Origin of the sequence: Shewanella sp. VB17 (genome assembly GCF_013248905.1) — a bacterium.
Lineage (GTDB): Bacteria > Pseudomonadota > Gammaproteobacteria > Enterobacterales > Shewanellaceae > Shewanella.
The window spans coordinates 245,434-263,404 of record NZ_JABRVS010000001.1 but is presented as its reverse complement, the minus strand read 5'-3'; the positions used below and the strand labels follow the sequence as shown (position 1 = coordinate 263,404).

Annotated in this window: 16 protein-coding genes and 1 pseudogene; 15 read left to right on the top strand and 2 right to left on the bottom strand. The window is 42.4% G+C overall.

What is annotated here, in order from left to right; genetic code table 11:
* Positions 1 to 6: 6 nt before the first annotated feature.
* From HQQ94_RS01145 to HQQ94_RS01100, 10 genes are all read left to right on the top strand, one after another.
* A complete protein-coding gene (locus tag HQQ94_RS01145; protein ID WP_173292709.1) occupies positions 7 to 897 on the top strand; it encodes a ParB/RepB/Spo0J family partition protein in 891 nt (296 codons plus the stop codon).
* 224 nt (positions 898 to 1,121) lie between these two features.
* Positions 1,122 to 1,505 carry an ATP synthase subunit I gene (locus tag HQQ94_RS01140; protein ID WP_173292708.1) on the top strand — a complete coding sequence of 128 codons (384 nt, stop codon included), beginning with the start codon at positions 1,122 to 1,124 and terminating at the stop codon, positions 1,503 to 1,505.
* A 12-nt stretch (positions 1,506 to 1,517) separates the two neighbouring features.
* Complete coding sequence (gene atpB, locus HQQ94_RS01135; protein WP_173292707.1) at positions 1,518 to 2,312, top strand: F0F1 ATP synthase subunit A; 795 nt, start codon at positions 1,518 to 1,520, stop codon at positions 2,310 to 2,312.
* A 62-nt stretch (positions 2,313 to 2,374) separates the two neighbouring features.
* The gene (atpE, locus tag HQQ94_RS01130) at positions 2,375 to 2,626 is read left to right on the top strand and encodes a F0F1 ATP synthase subunit C (protein WP_011639455.1); all 252 of its coding nucleotides are present in this window, start codon (positions 2,375 to 2,377) and stop codon (positions 2,624 to 2,626) included.
* Positions 2,627 to 2,663: 37 nt separating this feature from the next.
* Positions 2,664 to 3,134, top strand: coding sequence for a F0F1 ATP synthase subunit B (gene atpF, locus HQQ94_RS01125; RefSeq protein WP_173292706.1), 471 nt, complete (start codon positions 2,664 to 2,666; stop codon positions 3,132 to 3,134).
* Positions 3,135 to 3,150: 16 nt separating this feature from the next.
* Positions 3,151 to 3,684, top strand: a complete 534-nt coding sequence (gene atpH / locus HQQ94_RS01120; RefSeq protein WP_173292705.1) for a F0F1 ATP synthase subunit delta — start codon at positions 3,151 to 3,153, stop codon at positions 3,682 to 3,684.
* Positions 3,685 to 3,698: 14 nt separating this feature from the next.
* Positions 3,699 to 5,240, top strand: a complete 1,542-nt coding sequence (atpA, locus tag HQQ94_RS01115) for a F0F1 ATP synthase subunit alpha (RefSeq protein WP_173292704.1) — start codon at positions 3,699 to 3,701, stop codon at positions 5,238 to 5,240.
* A gap of 46 nt (positions 5,241 to 5,286) precedes the next feature.
* Positions 5,287 to 6,147 carry a F0F1 ATP synthase subunit gamma gene (gene atpG / locus HQQ94_RS01110; protein WP_173296463.1) on the top strand — a complete coding sequence of 287 codons (861 nt, stop codon included), beginning with the start codon at positions 5,287 to 5,289 and terminating at the stop codon, positions 6,145 to 6,147.
* A 35-nt stretch (positions 6,148 to 6,182) separates the two neighbouring features.
* Positions 6,183 to 7,559, top strand: a complete 1,377-nt coding sequence (gene atpD / locus HQQ94_RS01105; protein WP_173292703.1) for a F0F1 ATP synthase subunit beta — start codon at positions 6,183 to 6,185, stop codon at positions 7,557 to 7,559.
* A 59-nt stretch (positions 7,560 to 7,618) separates the two neighbouring features.
* Positions 7,619 to 8,047 carry a F0F1 ATP synthase subunit epsilon gene (locus HQQ94_RS01100; protein ID WP_173292702.1) on the top strand — a complete coding sequence of 143 codons (429 nt, stop codon included), beginning with the start codon at positions 7,619 to 7,621 and terminating at the stop codon, positions 8,045 to 8,047.
* Positions 8,048 to 8,308: 261 nt separating this feature from the next.
* Here HQQ94_RS01100 and HQQ94_RS01095 read toward each other — a convergent pair.
* Positions 8,309 to 9,023: pseudogene (locus tag HQQ94_RS01095) on the bottom strand (IS982 family transposase); the annotation flags it as partial.
* A 531-nt stretch (positions 9,024 to 9,554) separates the two neighbouring features.
* Here HQQ94_RS01095 and HQQ94_RS01085 point away from each other — a divergent pair.
* Entirely contained in the window at positions 9,555 to 11,663 is a 2,109-nt protein-coding gene (locus HQQ94_RS01085) for a restriction endonuclease (protein WP_173292700.1), read from the top strand.
* Positions 11,647 to 12,018 carry an IS200/IS605 family transposase gene (tnpA, locus tag HQQ94_RS23035; RefSeq protein ID WP_217273972.1) on the top strand — a complete coding sequence of 124 codons (372 nt, stop codon included), beginning with the start codon at positions 11,647 to 11,649 and terminating at the stop codon, positions 12,016 to 12,018. The genes HQQ94_RS01085 and tnpA overlap by 17 nt, the downstream gene beginning before the upstream one ends.
* Here tnpA and HQQ94_RS22295 read toward each other — a convergent pair.
* Positions 11,916 to 12,785 (bottom strand): hypothetical protein, encoded by an 870-nt coding sequence (locus HQQ94_RS22295; RefSeq protein WP_217273971.1) that lies wholly within the window; start codon positions 12,783 to 12,785, stop codon positions 11,916 to 11,918. The two genes, tnpA and HQQ94_RS22295, sit on opposite strands and share 103 nt — an antisense overlap.
* Before the next feature lie 355 nt (positions 12,786 to 13,140).
* On the opposite strand from HQQ94_RS22295, the gene glmU reads away from it, so the two are divergent.
* From glmU to HQQ94_RS01060, 3 genes are all read left to right on the top strand, one after another.
* Positions 13,141 to 14,523 carry a bifunctional UDP-N-acetylglucosamine diphosphorylase/glucosamine-1-phosphate N-acetyltransferase GlmU gene (gene glmU / locus HQQ94_RS01075; protein ID WP_173292699.1) on the top strand — a complete coding sequence of 461 codons (1,383 nt, stop codon included), beginning with the start codon at positions 13,141 to 13,143 and terminating at the stop codon, positions 14,521 to 14,523.
* Between the two features lie 192 nt (positions 14,524 to 14,715).
* Positions 14,716 to 16,875 carry a TonB-dependent siderophore receptor gene (locus HQQ94_RS01070; RefSeq protein ID WP_173292698.1) on the top strand — a complete coding sequence of 720 codons (2,160 nt, stop codon included), beginning with the start codon at positions 14,716 to 14,718 and terminating at the stop codon, positions 16,873 to 16,875.
* 303 nt (positions 16,876 to 17,178) lie between these two features.
* The gene (locus HQQ94_RS01060) at positions 17,179 to 17,949 is read left to right on the top strand and encodes a DeoR/GlpR family DNA-binding transcription regulator (protein ID WP_173292697.1); all 771 of its coding nucleotides are present in this window, start codon (positions 17,179 to 17,181) and stop codon (positions 17,947 to 17,949) included.
* The last annotated feature ends 22 nt before the right edge of the window (positions 17,950 to 17,971 follow it).

Genomic DNA, 17,971 nt, shown 5'->3' with positions numbered 1-17,971 from the left:
CATTAAATGACAGTTAAAAAACGGGGTTTAGGTAAAGGCCTAGATGCATTACTCAGCACTAGTTCTGCCGCGGGGGCTAGATTAAATCAAGCGATTGAACAAGATGCTAATAACGATGCTAACAAGGATGCTCTGATCATGCTTGATGTCGATATGATGCAATCTGGTAAGTATCAGCCTCGTAAAGATATGTCATCTGACGCTCTAGATGAGTTATCAGAGTCGATTAAAGCACAAGGTATTATCCAGCCTATTCTAGTTCGTAAAATATCCCCTACCATGTATGAGATTATTGCTGGTGAGCGTCGTTGGCGTGCAGCTCAGTTGGCTAAGCTGAATAAGGTACCTTGTATTGTCAAGGATGTTGCTGACGAATCAGCTGTCGTCATCGCCTTAATTGAGAATATTCAACGTGAAGACCTTAATGCGATGGAAGAAGCCATTGCACTTAACCGTTTAATGGAAGAGTTCAGTTTAACGCATCAACTCATTGCAGATGCCGTGGGTAAATCTCGTGCTACAGTCTCTAATTTACTGCGTTTAAACGGTCTCAATGAACCTGTCAAACGTATGTTAGAGTACGGTGACATCGATATGGGCCATGCAAGAGCATTGCTGGCTATTGAGGGGGATGAGCAAACAAGTATCGCCAGATTGGTTTCAGCAAAAGAACTAACTGTTCGTGAAACTGAACGTTTAGTGAATAAAACCTTAAACCCACCTGAAATTGACAATAAACCTGTAAAAGATCACGACGTAACCCGTCTTGAAAGTCAATTAATTGAAAGGTTAGGTGCTAAGGTCTCAATTAGTCATAATAAAAAAGGTAAAGGTAAGTTGGTGATAAATTATCAAGATCTTGCTGAATTAGACGGCATAATTGAGAGAATTCGCTAAAAATCCCAAGTTAACGCCATATTATGTAACTTTGTGACATGTGTTAAATTCCTACTTTTACATATTTGGCGCTAGATCACGTTAAAAGAGTCGATTTTCCTCAGCTTAAACTTGCTTTGAAGGCCTGAAAAGGTATACTTTCGCAAGCTTTTTTGTTGTTCGGTATTACTGAGTATTGTTACTCGGTCATCGAAACATTAAAGTATTAATGCGGAGAAGGTAAATTGAGTAAGATTTTGGCACGTCGTGGCCGGTGGTCAGCCTATAAATTGGTGATGATGCAGGCGGCGGTTGCTGGTACTGCTTCTATTTTCTTTTTCGCCGCGTGGGGAGCTCAGTATGGTTTATCTGCATTAGCAGGTGGCGCCATTGCTGTACTCCCTAATTTTGTATTCGCAACCCTAGCTTTTTCCCACTCGGGAGCAAGTTCAGCTGGAAAGGTCATGAAGACTTTTTACTGGGGGGAAGCGGTAAAGTTGCTGCTTACCATAGCAATGTTTTCACTCGTGTTTATCAACTGGAAGGTTGGCTTTATGCCGCTTTTTGTTTGTTATACGTTAGCGTTAATTGTGCATTGGACAGCTCCTTTATATTTCAAGCAAAGTTAAGTGGGATGAATCATGGCTGCAACTGGTGAAACGTTAACACCGCAGGGCTATATCCAGCATCACCTTACTAACCTCAGTGTTGGTGAAGGTTTCTGGACATGGCACATTGATTCGTTGTTCTTTTCGGTTGGGCTTGGTGTTCTATTCTTATGGCTATTTAGTAGCGTTGGTAAAAAGGCAACGACAGGCGTCCCTGGCAAACTTCAGTGTTTTGTCGAGATGATTGTTGAATTTGTCGATGCTAGCGTGAAAGAAACTTTCCATGGCCGCAATCCTGTTATTGCTCCGTTGGCATTAACGATTTTTGTATGGGTATTCATGATGAACTTCATGGATATGGTTCCAGTTGACTGGATCCCTGCTTTGGCTGCTGCAGCTGGTATCTCATACATGAAAGTAGTTCCAACGACTGACGTCAACATTACTTTTAGTTTAGCTATTGGTGTGTTTGTGCTGATTATTTACTACAGCATTAAAGTCAAAGGCATTTCAGGTTTTGTGAAAGAATTGACCATGCAGCCTTTTAACCATTGGGCAATGATACCCGTCAACTTCCTGTTAGAAACTGTAACACTGATCGCTAAGCCTATTTCATTGGCATTGCGTCTGTTCGGTAACTTATATGCAGGTGAGTTGATATTCATCCTTATTGCGTTGATGTACGGTGCTAACTGGGCATTATCTACTCTAGGTGTAACATTACAGCTAGGTTGGCTAATTTTCCATATTTTAGTTATTACCTTACAGGCGTTTATCTTCATGATGTTAACCATTGTTTATTTAAGCATGGCCCATGAAGATCATTAAGGATTGCTGAATTTTTTTTAGCGAAAAATAAACTAACTAGATTTAGATATTTGGAGATAGAGATGGAAACTGTATTAGGCATGACAGCGATTGCTGTTGCTCTACTAATTGGTATGGGTGCACTTGGTACCGCTATCGGTTTTGGCCTATTGGGTGGCAAGTTCTTGGAAGGCGCAGCGCGTCAACCAGAAATGGCTCCAATGCTACAAGTTAAAATGTTCATCGTTGCGGGTCTTCTTGATGCGGTAACTATGATCGGTGTTGGTATCGCATTATTCATGCTTTTCACCAATCCATTAGGTGCAATGCTGTAATAAACGCTTCTGTCTTTAAACTTAATAGGAGGCTGTTGTGAATTTCAACGCTACCTTACTCGGACAGTCAGTCGCCTTTTTACTCTTTGTGTGGTTTTGCATGAAGTATGTTTGGCCGCCTTTGATGAATGCCATCGAAGAACGTCAAAAAAGGATTGCTGATGGGTTAGCAAATGCTGACCGCGCCGTAAAAGACCTTGAGTTGGCACAAGCGAAAGCGACTGACCAACTAAAAGACGCCAAAGCTAATGCGAATGAGATTATTGAGCAAGCGAACAAACGCAAAGCTCAAATTGTCGATGAAGCAAAAGCCGAAGCTGATGCTGAGCGTAGTAAAATTATCGCTCAGGGTTATGCAGAAATTGAAGCTGAACGTAATCGCGTGAAAGAAGACTTGCGTAAGCAAGTTGCTACTTTAGCCATCATTGGTGCAGAGAGAATTCTTGAGCGTTCTATCGATGAAGCCGCCCACAGTGACATAGTTAATAAACTAGTTGCTGAACTTTAAATAAGGAGTTTGAGTTATGGCTGAAATAACCACCATCGCTCGTCCTTACGCAAAGGCAGCGTTTGATTTTGCTATTGAAAAAAATGCAGTAGATAGTTGGGCTGAAATGCTTAACTTCGCGGCGATGGTCAGTGAAAACGAAACCATTAAACCACTGCTTGCTGGCGCGTTAGCTAGCAATAAGCTTGCTGAACTCTTTATTGGAGTATGTGGTGAGCAGGTCAATGAGCAAGGTCAAAATCTGTTAAAGGTAATGGCTGAAAACGGTCGTTTAGAAGCACTAACTGCTGTGTCTCAACTTTTTGTTGAGCTGCGTAATGAGTGGGCAAAAGAGATTGAAGCTAATGTAGTTTCAGCCACTGAGCTTACTGCTGAGCAGCAACAGGATATTAGTGTTTCTCTAGAGAAACGTCTCACACGCAAAATAAAGCTGAATTGCAGCACAGATGCCAGCCTAATCGCTGGTGTAATTATCACGGCAGGTGACCTAGTCATAGATGGCTCGGTCCGCGGAAAAATTTCGCGTCTGTCTGATACGCTGCAATCGTAATTGGGAGTTTGAGCATGCAACTGAATTCCACTGAAATCAGCGATCTGATTAAACAGCGGATCGAGCAGTTCGAAGTCGTTAGTGAAGCTCGCAACGAAGGTACTATCGTTGCAGTAAGTGACGGCATCATCCGCATCCACGGCCTAGCCGATGTGATGCAAGGTGAGATGATCGAACTGCCTGGTAACCGTTTCGCAATCGCGTTGAACTTAGAACGTGATTCTGTCGGTGCCGTAGTTATGGGTCCTTATGCCACGTTGGCAGAAGGCGATAAAGTTAAAACAACGGGTCGTATTTTGGAAGTCCCTGTTGGCCGTGGTCTATTAGGTCGCGTAGTCAATACATTGGGTGAGCCAATCGACGGAAAAGGACCTATCGACAACGATGGTTTCTCTCCTGTTGAAGTTATCGCACCAGGCGTTATTGAACGTCAGTCAGTTGATCAGCCAGTGCAAACTGGTTATAAAGCCGTTGATTCTATGATCCCAATCGGTCGTGGACAACGTGAACTGATCATTGGTGACCGCCAAATAGGTAAAACAGCCTTGGCGATTGATTCTATTATCAATCAAAAAGATACTGGTATTAAGTGTGTATACGTAGCAGTAGGGCAAAAAGCTTCTACTATCGCTAACGTGGTACGCAAGCTAGAAGAACATGGCGCTTTGGCGAACACCATTGTTGTTGTTGCTACAGCTTCTGAAGCTGCTGCACTACAATATTTGGCTCCATACTCTGGTTGTTCAATGGGTGAGTATTTCCGTGATCGCGGTGAAGATTCACTGATTGTGTATGATGATCTTTCTAAGCAAGCAGTTGCTTATCGTCAGATCTCATTGCTACTTAAGCGTCCACCAGGACGTGAAGCATACCCAGGAGATGTATTCTATCTTCACTCTCGTTTGTTAGAACGTGCTTCACGTGTTAACGCCGAGTATGTTGAGAAGTTCACTAAAGGCGAAGTGAAAGGCCAAACTGGCTCTTTAACTGCATTGCCGATTATTGAAACCCAAGCGGGTGATGTATCTGCATTCGTACCGACTAACGTAATTTCGATTACTGATGGTCAAATCTTCCTTGAAACTGACCTATTTAACTCAGGACTACGTCCTGCTGTTAACCCAGGTATTTCAGTTTCTCGTGTGGGTGGTGCGGCGCAGACTAAGATCATCAAGAAACTGTCAGGCGGTATTCGTAGCGCACTTGCACAGTATCGAGAGCTTGCGGCGTTCTCACAGTTTGCATCTGATTTAGATGATGCAACACGTGCTCAGCTTGAGCATGGTGAGCGTGTTACCGAACTTATGAAGCAAAAACAATACGCCCCTATGAGCGTAGCTGATCAGGCTGTGTCTATTTTCTCAGCTGAAAAAGGTTACCTAAAGAGCGTTGAGCTTAATAAAATTGGTGATTTCGAAGCGTCTTTGCTCTCTTTCATGAACAGCGAGCATGCTGACCTTATGAAGACCATCAACGAGACTGGCAACTATAATGCCGACATCGAAGGTGAGTTGAAGGTTGGCCTCGATAAGTTCGTCGAAACCCAAACCTGGTAACAGAAGAGGTGCCTTTGGCACCTCAGGTCCAGATTGGAGAGTTAAGATGGCCAACGCTAAAGAGATTAAAACCAAGATCGCGAGTGTTCAAAACACTCAGAAGATCACATCGGCTATGGAAATGGTTGCCGCCAGCAAAATGCGCAGAGCGCAGGAACGCATGGCTGCAAGTCGTCCATATGCCGAAAATATGCGTAAGGTGATCGGTCACGTGGCGCAAGGTTCTCTCGAGTATAAACACCCCTATTTAGAGGTGAGAGAGGCTAAGCGTGTTGGTTACATTGTAGTGTCAACCGACCGTGGTCTTTGTGGTGGTCTGAACGTTAACCTTTTCAAAAAGGTTATTGCAGACGTGAAGCAACAACGTGCAGCTGGTGCAGAAGTCGAATTCTGCCCAATCGGCGCACGAAGTGTACAGTTCTTCACTAATTTTGGCGGAATAGTACCTGCCCATGCATCAGGTTTAGGTGACGCTCCAAAGCTCGCTGATTTGATCGGGACTGTACGTGTGATGCTAGAAGAATACAACGAAGGCAAGCTGGATCGTTTGTACGTAGTATTTAACAAGTTTGTTAATACTATGTCCCAAAAACCAGTGATCGAACAGCTGCTACCTTTGCCTAAGTCTGAAGAGGATGAGATATCTCATCATTGGGACTACATATACGAGCCAGAGCCAAAAGAACTTTTGGAGACATTACTGGTGCGTTATGTGGAGTCGCAAGTTTACCAAGGTGTTGTTGAGAATATTGCATCCGAACAAGCAGCCCGTATGGTTGCTATGAAGTCTGCAACTGACAATGCTGGTGATCTTATTAGTGATTTGCAGTTAGTGTATAACAAGGCTCGTCAGGCTGCGATTACGCAGGAACTGTCGGAAATTGTTGCTGGTGCTGCAGCCGTTTAGGCTAGGTAACGAATACAAGTTTTAGAGGATTTATCATGAGCACAGGTACTGTTGTCCAAGTTATTGGCGCGGTTGTGGACGTTGAGTTTCCACAAGATGCCGTACCTCAGATATATGACGCTCTAAAGATCGAAAGTGAAGGCTTGGTGCTGGAAGTTCAGCAGCAACTTGGTGGTGGTGTAGTTCGTACCATCGCTATGGGTACTTCAGATGGTCTGCGTCGTGGTCTTGAGGTCGTAAACTCTGGTTCACCTATTTCTGTTCCGGTTGGGGATAAGACCCTAGGCCGTATCATGAACGTATTGGGTGATCCTATTGATGAAGCGGGTGAAATCGGTGAAGAAGAACGTTATGTTATTCACCGTGAAGCGCCTTCATATGAAGATCAATCAAGCTCAACAGAACTTTTAGAGACAGGCATCAAGGTTATCGACCTTGTTTGTCCATTCGCTAAAGGTGGTAAAGTGGGTCTGTTTGGTGGCGCTGGTGTTGGTAAAACCGTCAACATGATGGAACTTATTAACAACATCGCTAAAGCACACTCAGGTTTATCTGTATTTGCAGGTGTTGGTGAGCGTACTCGTGAAGGTAACGATTTCTACTACGAAATGAAAGATTCTGGTGTTCTCGATAAAGTGGCCATGGTTTATGGTCAGATGAACGAGCCTCCAGGAAACCGTTTACGTGTAGCACTGACTGGCCTTACTATGGCTGAGAAGTTTCGTGATGAAGGTAAAGATGTTCTTTTCTTCGTTGATAACATCTATCGTTACACCTTGGCAGGTACTGAAGTATCTGCACTGCTAGGCCGTATGCCATCAGCAGTAGGTTACCAGCCAACATTGGCTGAAGAGATGGGTGTACTTCAGGAACGTATTACATCGACTAAAACAGGGTCAATTACCTCTGTTCAAGCCGTATACGTTCCAGCGGATGATTTAACGGATCCGTCACCAGCAACAACTTTCGCTCACTTAGATGCGACTGTTGTATTGTCACGTAACATCGCTTCTATGGGTATTTACCCAGCGGTTGACCCATTGGATTCGACGTCACGTCAATTAGATCCTTTGGTTGTTGGCCAAGAGCATTATGATGTGGCTAACGGTGTGCAAACGGTACTTCAGCGTTATAAAGAGCTGAAAGATATTATTGCGATTCTGGGTATGGACGAATTATCTGATGAAGATAAAACGACGGTATCTCGTGCTCGTAAGATTGAAAAATATCTTTCTCAGCCATTTTTCGTTGCTGAAGTATTCACCGGTTCTCCAGGTAAGTACGTTTCACTTAAAGACACGATTCGTGGCTTTAAGGGTATTCTAGCAGGTGAGTTTGATAGCCTTCCAGAGCAAGCGTTCTACATGGTTGGTTCAATCGACGAAGCCGTTGAGAAAGCCAACAAAAAATAACTGTGTATGCTGCGCTGGTTCAATATATTAGTGCAGCATATGAGTTTTAAGGAGAACCGATGGCAGCCATGACAGTAAAACTTGATATTGTGAGTGCAGAAAACAGCATTTTCTCTGGACTTGTAGCACACCTACAAGTGACAGGAAGTGAAGGTGACATAGGTGTTATGCCTGGTCACGCGCCACTGCTAACACACATCAAACCTGGCATGGCACGCATCGTCAAGCAAGATGGGAAAGAAGAAGTGTTTTATCTTTCGGGTGGTATCCTGGAAGTCCAACCTTTTTCAGTTTCAGTATTGGCTGACGTCGTATTGCGTGCCGATGAGATTGACGAAAAGGCTGCGGAAGAAGCTAAACGTCGTGCTGAATCTGCTATGGCAGGTGCAGGTGCAGACTTTAACTACGCCTCAGCTGCAATTGAACTGGCTCAGGCTACAGCTCAATTGCGCGTTGTCGAAACCATCAAGAAAAGCATTGCCAGATAAAGGTTATTGTTTGATAAAAAAGGCGCCTAAGGGCGCCTTTTTTATTGATCGAAATTGTGTGGCATACCCCATCCAAAGCGAAGATCGTTTGGGTGGGGAAGGATAGCACTGACATTGTTTCAGCAATGTCTATAAATAAGCTTAGATGGAGTTCACTCTCCATCTATAGCGTGCGGAGCGTGAGCAACATCGTTTAATTGAAATTTTTCTTTGGCCCGTAGGGATGGTTAGTATTATACTAATAATTAACCTCAATTCGGTTTAACAAACCATCAGGTTTTCACCTCCTAGAATCGCTATTTCTTTCGGGTTTAAATCAAGAGAGGGTTTATTTTCTTTGAGACAATAAGCGATGAGCCCACCCAGTATATTTGTCATAAACCCATTTATACTGCGGTGTCTGGTGTGTTCAACATAAGAAATGTTCTTTAGCTGATCATTGATAGTTTCAATAATGAACCTTTTTTTGAGCATGGCTCTATCCCACAATGATATCGCTACTCTCTTCATGTTTTTTCGCACATTGGTGACTAACTCAACCCCTTTGTCCCACAGGTCCTTGGTAAACGCTTTTCCAAGGTAACCTTTATCTCCATATAATTTCCCGGTTAACGTATCAACCATATCGGGAACAGGCACTCTATCATCGACGTTACCTTCCGTTATTTTCACGGATAAAATTTCACCCTGATGGTTGGTGATTAAATGTAATTTAAACCCAAATGACCAGCCCATTGTCCCTTTGCCATGTTTAGCACAGCCATCAAAAACACAGTTTCGTTTGGCTCTGATAATGTGACATACGGATATCTTGGTTGAGTCAACGAAAGCGATCCCTGTGGGTTGACCAAAAAGCGTGGTCATGTAGCTACTCAGCTGTATTATCACGGAGGGGTGAACCTCTACAAACCTTGAATAGCTTAATAGTTGAGGGAAATAGTGTTTCAAATGTTTGCCAGTGGTGATCAAGTTGAAATCACTAACAGTGTCGATAATTATTATCAATATAAGTGGTTCGTGGCGAATATGTTTTTTGCTTTTGAGCAGGTGCTTAAAGCCTGTAAAGACGATAAAACGTGGGAGGCGACGATTAAGCATCAGTTAGCAAGGCATAAATGGCATTTAGATAAATCAAACTCAGCCAAAAGATCGGAGTGGAGTGATGAACTGAAGGCGCTATTTTGATGTGTTAAGCCTCATCGCCTGAGGACTTACATTTAATCCCGTTGCTTGTATTACAACTCATTGTTTTAAATGCGTAATGTTTGATGTTTTACTGTGTTATCTGTTTGTGAGGTGGTAGGGCTGTAATGTATGAGTTACTTAAGGTGGTGGGTTGGGTGAGTTAAATCACTCAGTTTATAACATATTGGATTTATCTTAATATCATCTTTTTGCTAATTGATTTTAATCAACAAAATGCTGCCTTTTTATTACACTTTTTATAAAATTTTTTTTGTAAGTTAGTGATTAAGTAATTAATTTATTAACGATCAACAGGACTATTATGAAAATACTAAACGCCCCCCAACCGCAGTTAACACCCGCTCATATTAACAATCAATCTGTGTCGGCAGTCAAAAGTGGTGCAATTGAAACAATAAGCGATCAGGCTCCTAGGCTCTCCAATAATCCAGTACAAGAGGTGATATTTATTGGTCGTGGAAGCAGCATTACTTACGCGTTAACAGAAGTATGCGATAGGTATGAGGGACAATCCTCAACGCAGTCACTGGCTCACGAAGCACCATTAACCGGGCGTGCGATGGTCATTGGTAGTACTGAGCCTTGGTCTAAAGAGGTACGGGGATCTGGCTTTATTAATCATCAAAATGAATTAATCGATACTTGGGGAGATAAAGCCCCGCAATATAATAAAGAATATGCTGATCGACAGCAGTTTTCAGATGCAAATACGGCGCAAATTGATCGGGCTGTTAATTTAGGTGTTCAAGCCGTTAATGATGAAGTTTTAAACGTTAAAAAAGACGCCAATGGTCTCTTTACCGTCACGACAGCCAAGGGAGATGAATTTGTCACTAAGCAAGTGATATTAGGGATAGGGGCTGGGCCTCATACCAATGCATTAGCTGAAAATGAAGGGCCTACATTAACGACGGCAGAAAAGAGGTTGGGGAATATTAACGTGGTTAACAAGGAGGCCCTTAAGAGTCAAGTTGTTGATTTGGATGAGTTTATGCGTTTAACCGATAATGGCGAGTCGTTAGAAGGTAAGACCGTGGTGGTTCATGGGCCCAATGCTGGCATTGATGCTGTTGAAAGAGCGGGTAGCTTGGGTGCAGAAATAAAGTGGTTCATTCGTTCAACCGCTCCTGTTCTTTTAGATGGTAATCAATTGGAACACGCGCCTAAAGCTGCCGAACAAAGTCTAGTTAAGGTCGATCGTGTTACTGTTTTTCCTGATGAAAATGGTAAGATTAAAATTAATTACTCCCATAATAACAAAGAGAAGACCGAGGACACATTGCAAGCCGACTATTATGTTTATGCCTTGGGTCAGGATAGCCAAAAACAAGGGGCTGTTAATTCGGTATTAGATGCGAGTATCTCACAACATTTAGAACCCATCTATGATATTGATCAGATCTATTCCGATAAGCCCTATAACACCGTTTTGGGGATTCAAACGAAAGATGCAGGTTCTGATAACGGGCTCATTATTGTGGGGGCCTCTGTTGCACAGATGGCGGGAAGTGTAAAACATACTTATTTATCGCAGGTATCTGAGCGCATCAATGGACTGACTGAGCAACTTAATCTCAAGCCCGTAGATGTGTCTCGGTTACAAGGGAATTTAACTGACGTTCAGGATGAAGTTGACAGCGCGGCTCAATCGAAGTCTGCCAGTTTAAATCAACATGATAAGGCTGTTTATCAAGTGAGTGTGGCGATTTTAAAACAGACGCTGTCTCATTATCATACAGCACAACAGGATTTAGCTGATGCTAAAAGCCCTGGGGTGAGTAAGCAGGTTGAAAACGTGGTTAATACTGAGGTCGCATCGGTGGTTGTTTCTCCACAGCTGGCAACAGTGAAAGCCTCAATTGGGGCATTAAGCAACATTATTCCGCAATATATCTCAGAAGGTGAGGTTAATTATTCTTCGGATAATAGAACCATGTTAAGAGTGAGCTTGGCAAATGATTTTCCCAATATCCCCGATGTAGCAGCTGAGCAGTTTATTCAAGATACTATCGATTTGCGTGTAATGAATAAGCGTCAATTTGAAGATAAAATAGCAACTGATTTATTACAGTACGTTCAAGAGTTATTGCAAACGGATAATACAGAATCTATTTCATCTAGCTTGACTAAGTTACATGTGCAGCCAAATTTAGTGAATGCTTTAATTGAATTATTGCAAGACAATAGCCTAGTAAGAAAGCAAAAGGAACAGCAGGAAAATGCCTTAAAGGAACAGTTGGTACAATCTATCGAAACAAAGGGGATCCCTGCGTGGGGAACCGCAGAAGAGGTGCGTTATGGTTATGCCTCTAAACTCTCTGATTTACATTTGGGAGTGAAAAATGAGACGCCGTTAAGCTTATTTTGGTTGGGGCAACCTATCAGTGAATTGAATGCTTTACGAGTTTAATGTTTCGTGTGTAAAAGGATTGTTTAGCGAAAACCTCTGGGGCTTGACCCCAGTCTGTATTATCCCGTGTATGGAACTCCAGCGAAATGGACATCATGTTTTCAGATTAATGTATCACTTTGTGTGGATACCGAAATATCGATTAAAAGTGTTTATTGAGCCTTACCGTGAAACAATGAAAGAGATTATTAATAAAGCAGATTTTGATTACGATATTGATATTGTTGAACTGGGAATACCAGAAGATGATATTCATATGGTAGTGAGAAGTGAGCCGAAGGTATCACCAAGTGATATTATGCAGATAATAAAAATGATCTCAACTCGAGAGCTTTCGAATGTTTTTTTTATATAAAAAGGCGTTATTTTTGGGGCGGCAAGCTTTAGACTGAAAGCTATATTGTTGGAGCAATAGGTAACGTAAATGAAGAAGAAAGGTACGAGTTCGTCAATGGATGAATGAGACTGTGATGTTAGCTTATTCGTACTGATTAAAGCAAAGTCGTCAGACTGTCCACGCTCTGTGAGGCGATTATCGGCTTTTAGATCTGCTGCTGTACTCCAAGTGCTGTCTTTGTGCGGTGAAGGCTCACGAAAATCTCTTTGCACAGCAGTTAGGCTACCGCCCACTAATGCTGGATTATTACTAACTTCTTTGCCCTTAATATTTTTAGTCACTTGGTACAATTCAGGATTTTTTGAGGCATTATTTATATTTTCATTTTTAAATGTGTAGAGAGCTAATTTATCGGGCAGAGGATTTTCTTTAGTTGAGCCTCTAGGCGGAGCAAATTCTTTACTCTCTAGATAATTAATATCTATAATCCCTTTTAGCTGCTCTTTGAGTTCAGGTGATTGATGGATTTTTTCTAAGACCTCGCTGAAATAACTACTATTGGTGATATTAAAATAGGCTGTAGATTTCTCTCGTAGAGAAACAGGCTCTTTATCCACCATTTCATTGTGGGGGCCGCCGTATTTTGCCTCATCTATGATACGAGTATATCCACCAGCCGCTAATTGACCAATGACGCCCAAAGCGGGGGCATTTCTTGTATAAGCGTTTAGCATACGAGTTGTTGCAGTCAGCTCATTCCCCTCAACTTTGACAAACAGTTTCACCAAGTTTGCTAATAACGTATCGACAGTCTTGTGTGCGGCAGGGCTTTCACTGGCAAAGCGTGCGATGCTAGCTTCGACCTTTTTGTTGTCCGTTACCGAATCAGAGTACCAAAGAATCGGATTTGATGCAGAAGCCTTGAGTGATTGAGCTGCGGTTTCCTATAAACATCAATTAACCCAATATGAAAAGAGGCTCCAAACTTGTTGTTCGATGCTTTGTGTGTAAATCCTGATTTATCGTAACTTGGATATATGACCTTCCCCTTCGCTTTTCATATGGTTTTCCGTTAAAATCAGCGTTCATAAATAGACCTCTTATTTTCAAATATACCAACATCAGCTCAAGGATTTTTTCATGGCATTAAACGTCGTTATTTTGGCCGCAGGCAAGGGAACCCGCATGCGCTCAGATCTTCCTAAAGTTTTACACCCTATTGCGCATAAAAGTATGGTGCAGCATGTGATTGATACGGCTAATAGTGTTGGCAGTGATGCGATTCAATTGGTGTATGGCTATGGCGCGGAAAAGCTGAAAAGTGTACTGGGTGAACAGCCACTTAATTGGGTATTGCAAGCTGAGCAATTGGGTACTGGGCATGCGGTTGCTCAGGCAAATTCAAATATTAACGATGATGATACCGTACTGATTATTTACGGTGATGTGCCTCTCATACAAGCTTCTACGCTTGAAGCCCTGCTCGCAGCTCGTACAGATAACGGTCTCGCAATTTTAACGGTTAATCTTCCCAATCCAACAGGTTATGGCCGTATTGTGCGCACTCCTTGTGAAGGTCAAAAACCAGGTAAGGTCGTGGGGATTGTTGAGCAAAAAGATGCCAATGCTGAGCAACTAACGATTAATGAAATCAATACTGGAATAATGGCGGCGTCGGGTAAGCAATTAAAAGGTTGGCTTGGGCAGTTATCATCAGATAATGCTCAAGGTGAATATTACCTTACCGATATCGTTGCTATGGCTCATAGAGATGGAGTGAGCATTACTACGGCACAACCTGAATCTGCCATTGAAGTTGAAGGTGCTAATAATCGCATTCAACTGGCTCAATTAGAGCGAGCGTACCAAGTACGCGCTGCTGAAAAAATGATGCTTGAAGGAGCAAATCTCAGGGATCCTGCCCGTATCGATATTCGCGGTGATGTTACTGTGGGCATGGATGTGATGGTGGATGTGAATGTTATTTTTCAAGGTAAGGTGACGATTGGTAACAATGTCACCATTGGTGCGGGTGCCATTCTTATTAATTGTGAGATTGGTGATAACGCCGAGATTAAACCTTACTCTATCATTGAGAATGCCAAAGTAGGTATAGAGGCCAGTGTCGGCCCATTTGCACGCCTACGTCCTGGCGCTGAACTCAAACGAGATGCCCATGTCGGTAACTTTGTTGAGATGAAGCAAGCGGTATTAGGTGAGGGTTCTAAAGCGGGTCATTTAGCGTATATCGGTGATGCTCAGATAGGAAATGGGGTGAATATTGGTGCTGGTACCATTACCTGTAATTATGATGGGGCGAATAAACACCTTACGGTTATCGAGGATGATGTTTTTGTTGGCAGTGATACCCAACTGGTTGCTCCGGTAACCATAGGTAAAGGCGCAACATTAGGAGCAGGCTCTACTATTACTCGAGATGTTGCTGCTGATGAGCTGGTTATTACTCGGGTTAAACAGCGTCATTTGACGGGGTGGGCACGACCAGTTAAGAAGAAAAAGTGATGTCACTTGTTAACACAAAAAGCAGCTTCTAGCTGCTTTTTGTGTTTATTAGCTATCCAATTATTTAGTGTTGTCATGTTTTCGCATTAACTTAACCAGTTTTGTAAACTTTTGGTAAAGAAACTTAAATAAAAACAGTTCTCATTTATATTACCTCCAACTTTAGGTCTAGATATCTGTACAGGGTTGGTAATGTCTGCTATTCAACATATTTTCCACAATCGAGCTTTTAACTATTCATCAGTAACTATTGCCATCATTTCAGTTTTAACAGTAGCTTCAGCAACAGCAGAAGAGCAAAAAATTCTTGAAATCCCCACCGTGGATATTGAGCGTATTATTGTTACTGAACGCAGCTTTAATGACTATAAAGCGGGGTCGGCGTCAGGTGCTATGCGCGGTGATATTGATTTGATGGATACACCTCAGTCGGTCAATGTGATTCCTGACTTTATCACCGATGAACAGTTAGCCACTAATCTTGCAGAAGTCTTAGTCAATGATTCGAGTGTCACTGGTGGCTCTGAGAAATGGAATCGTCAGGTGTTTAGTATTCGCGGCTTCGAATTATCTTCAGGTTCTGGTTACTTGATAAATGGTCAACAGCAATGGTCTCATTATGTACAGCCTATTGAAACATTACAGCAGGTTGAAGTACTTAAAGGCCCATCGAGCATGTTGTATGGTCAATCAGGTCCTGGTGGTTTGATCAATATGGTGACCAAAAAGCCGACCCTAGACACCACTTTTGAACTTGGGTTTGATACTGATGAGCATGGTTCAACGCGTTTTCAGCTAGATGCTGGTGGTGCCATCAATGATGCTGAGACTATTCGTTATCGCACAGTTTTAGTTAAGCAAGATACTCAGTATTGGCGTGAGTACCAAGATGGGTCAAATCAAGAGCGTGATCGCTGGTTAGGCTATTTGAATCTTGAGTTTGATATTACTGATGACCTTATGCTTTCGCTTAAGTATGACCACACTCAAGACAAAACAGGTATTGACCGTGGTGGTTGGCTAAATAGCAGCGGTGACTTAATTGGTGGTGAAGATATTATTTGGGATCAACCATGGGCATTTACCGATAATACCATTACCAATATGGGTGCTGATATCGTTTACCACATTAATGATAACTGGAAGATTAATGCGGGTTATAACGAGCAACAGTTTAATCGTCAGCGTCTAGATTCATCGCCATCATTAAAAAATGGTTCAGAAGATCCATTCACTGATGGTTACAACATTAAGCCTTTCGATCGTTATGATGATTGGCAGCATAAAACCAGCTATGTCGATTTTGTCGGTAACTTTTCAGCAGCAGGGTTAGATCATCAATTCCTGCTTGGCGCTAATATGCTGGATTATTATTATGGTCAACTGCGTGTAAAAGGTGATGCTAATACTGTAATGCCTAATCAGCCTATCCCTAATCCTAATCTGGATTACAATGATGATTCTGATGGGAAATATGAGAGTGATTATAAACACTATGGTTTCTATATTCAGGACTTGATCACCATTAATGACCGTTGGCAGGTGCTTGCTGGTGTACGTTACGATGAGCAAAAGAAAGAGGGTGAAGGTGGCAACAGTTATGCACTATCGCCTAAATTCGGGGTGATCTATTCACCCGCTACAAATGGCAGTATTTATGTTAATTACTCTAAGAGCTTTACACCTCAAGGGGCAGTTAAAGATTTTGAAGATGTGAACAATAAAATGAACCTAGATCCTGAGTACGGCGAGCAGTACGAGCTAGGGACTAAGTGGGAGTTATTCAACGGCAGTTTATTGTTAACAGGTGCGATATTCGATATTACCGTCTCAAATGTCACTGTCACTGAAGATCTAGATGTACCAACCGTCATTCATAAAAAAATAACGACCCAAGGTGGCGAGCAGCGTCATCAAGGTTTCGAGATGGGCGCTCAAGGACAAATCAGTGATGATTGGTTTCTTACCAGTTCAATGATGTACCTAAATGCCCAGTATGAAACAGGTGTCAGCGATAGAGACAATTTAGATGGCAAGACACCCGTCGATGCGCCGCAGTGGTCGGCTAACGTCTGGACTCGTTATGAAATGACAGATTATTTAGCGTTTAATGTTGGGGCTATTTATGTGGGTGAACGCTTTGCAAACACGAATAATAGCATCACTAAAGATGGCTATGTACGCTTTGATTTAGGGGCGGCATATACCATGGATATTTTTGGACGTGATGTTGGTATACGTTTAAACGTGAAGAACCTGTTTGATACCGACTACCTTGCTGGTGGTACTAACACTGATGTCACAGTGGGTGAGGGACGCCACTTTGGTTTAGGGTTAGAAGCTAAGTTTTAAGCTTTCTGGTTTACCGATCCCCTCGAAAGGTGTTCTGAGTGTTTTTTTGACCATTATCCGTCAATGGACATGTTAGCTAGGGGTCTGGATATCCAATCGAGTGGTATAGCTAACTTACCAAATCTCTTAGAGGGACACATGATTTTCAAGAACAATGGTTTTAAACTAAGAGATAGATCGTAGATAGGGGCTTTTTTATGGCTTAATTTTACTCTTTTTGATCCTTATCATTTTTCAAAGCTGGCAATTAAGTTTCGTTTCATTATAATGCACCTTTCGAAACGAAACTTAATCGCAAGGTTTATGAATAAACGTAATACTCAACAGCGCCGACATAGCATTATCAGCATCTTGAATGAACAAGGTGAAGTGAGTGTTGATGAGTTGTCTGTTCGTTTCGAAACATCAGAAGTCACCATACGTAAAGATTTGGCTGTGCTAGAAAAAACCGGCCTTTTGTTACGTCGTTACGGCGGTGCTGTTGCCATGCCCGATGAGGTGACGCAACAGTTTTCGGCTAAAATAGCGCCGAATAAGTTAGCGATTGCGCAAGCGGCAGCTCAGCTGATTAATGATCATAATCGAATTATTATAGACAGCGGCAGTACCACATCCGGTCTTATTCAGCAGTTGAACAATAAACCTGGTCTTGTGGTGATGACCAATTCGTTACAGTTAGCCAATGCCATCCATGAACTGGAAAATGAACCGACATTACTGATGACGGGGGGGACGTGGGATCCTCATTCTGAATCTTTCCAAGGTCAGGTGGCCGAGCAGGTATTGAGATCATATAACTTTGATCAGCTCTTTATTGGCGCAGATGGGATAGATCTAGAGCGTGGTACTACCACCTTTAATGAGTTGACAGGATTAAGCAAAGTGATGGCTGAGGTATCTCGTGAAGTCATCGTTATGTTGGAATCGGATAAGGTTGGACGGCGTATCCCCAACTTAGAGCTGCCATGGAGTCATATCAGTGTGTTAGTGACCGATGATAGACTCGCTGCTGAGGCGATTAACCATATTGCTAATCATGGTGTGCGAGTGATCCTCGCACCTTATGTAAATTAATTTTAAGTACTCATTTTAACAA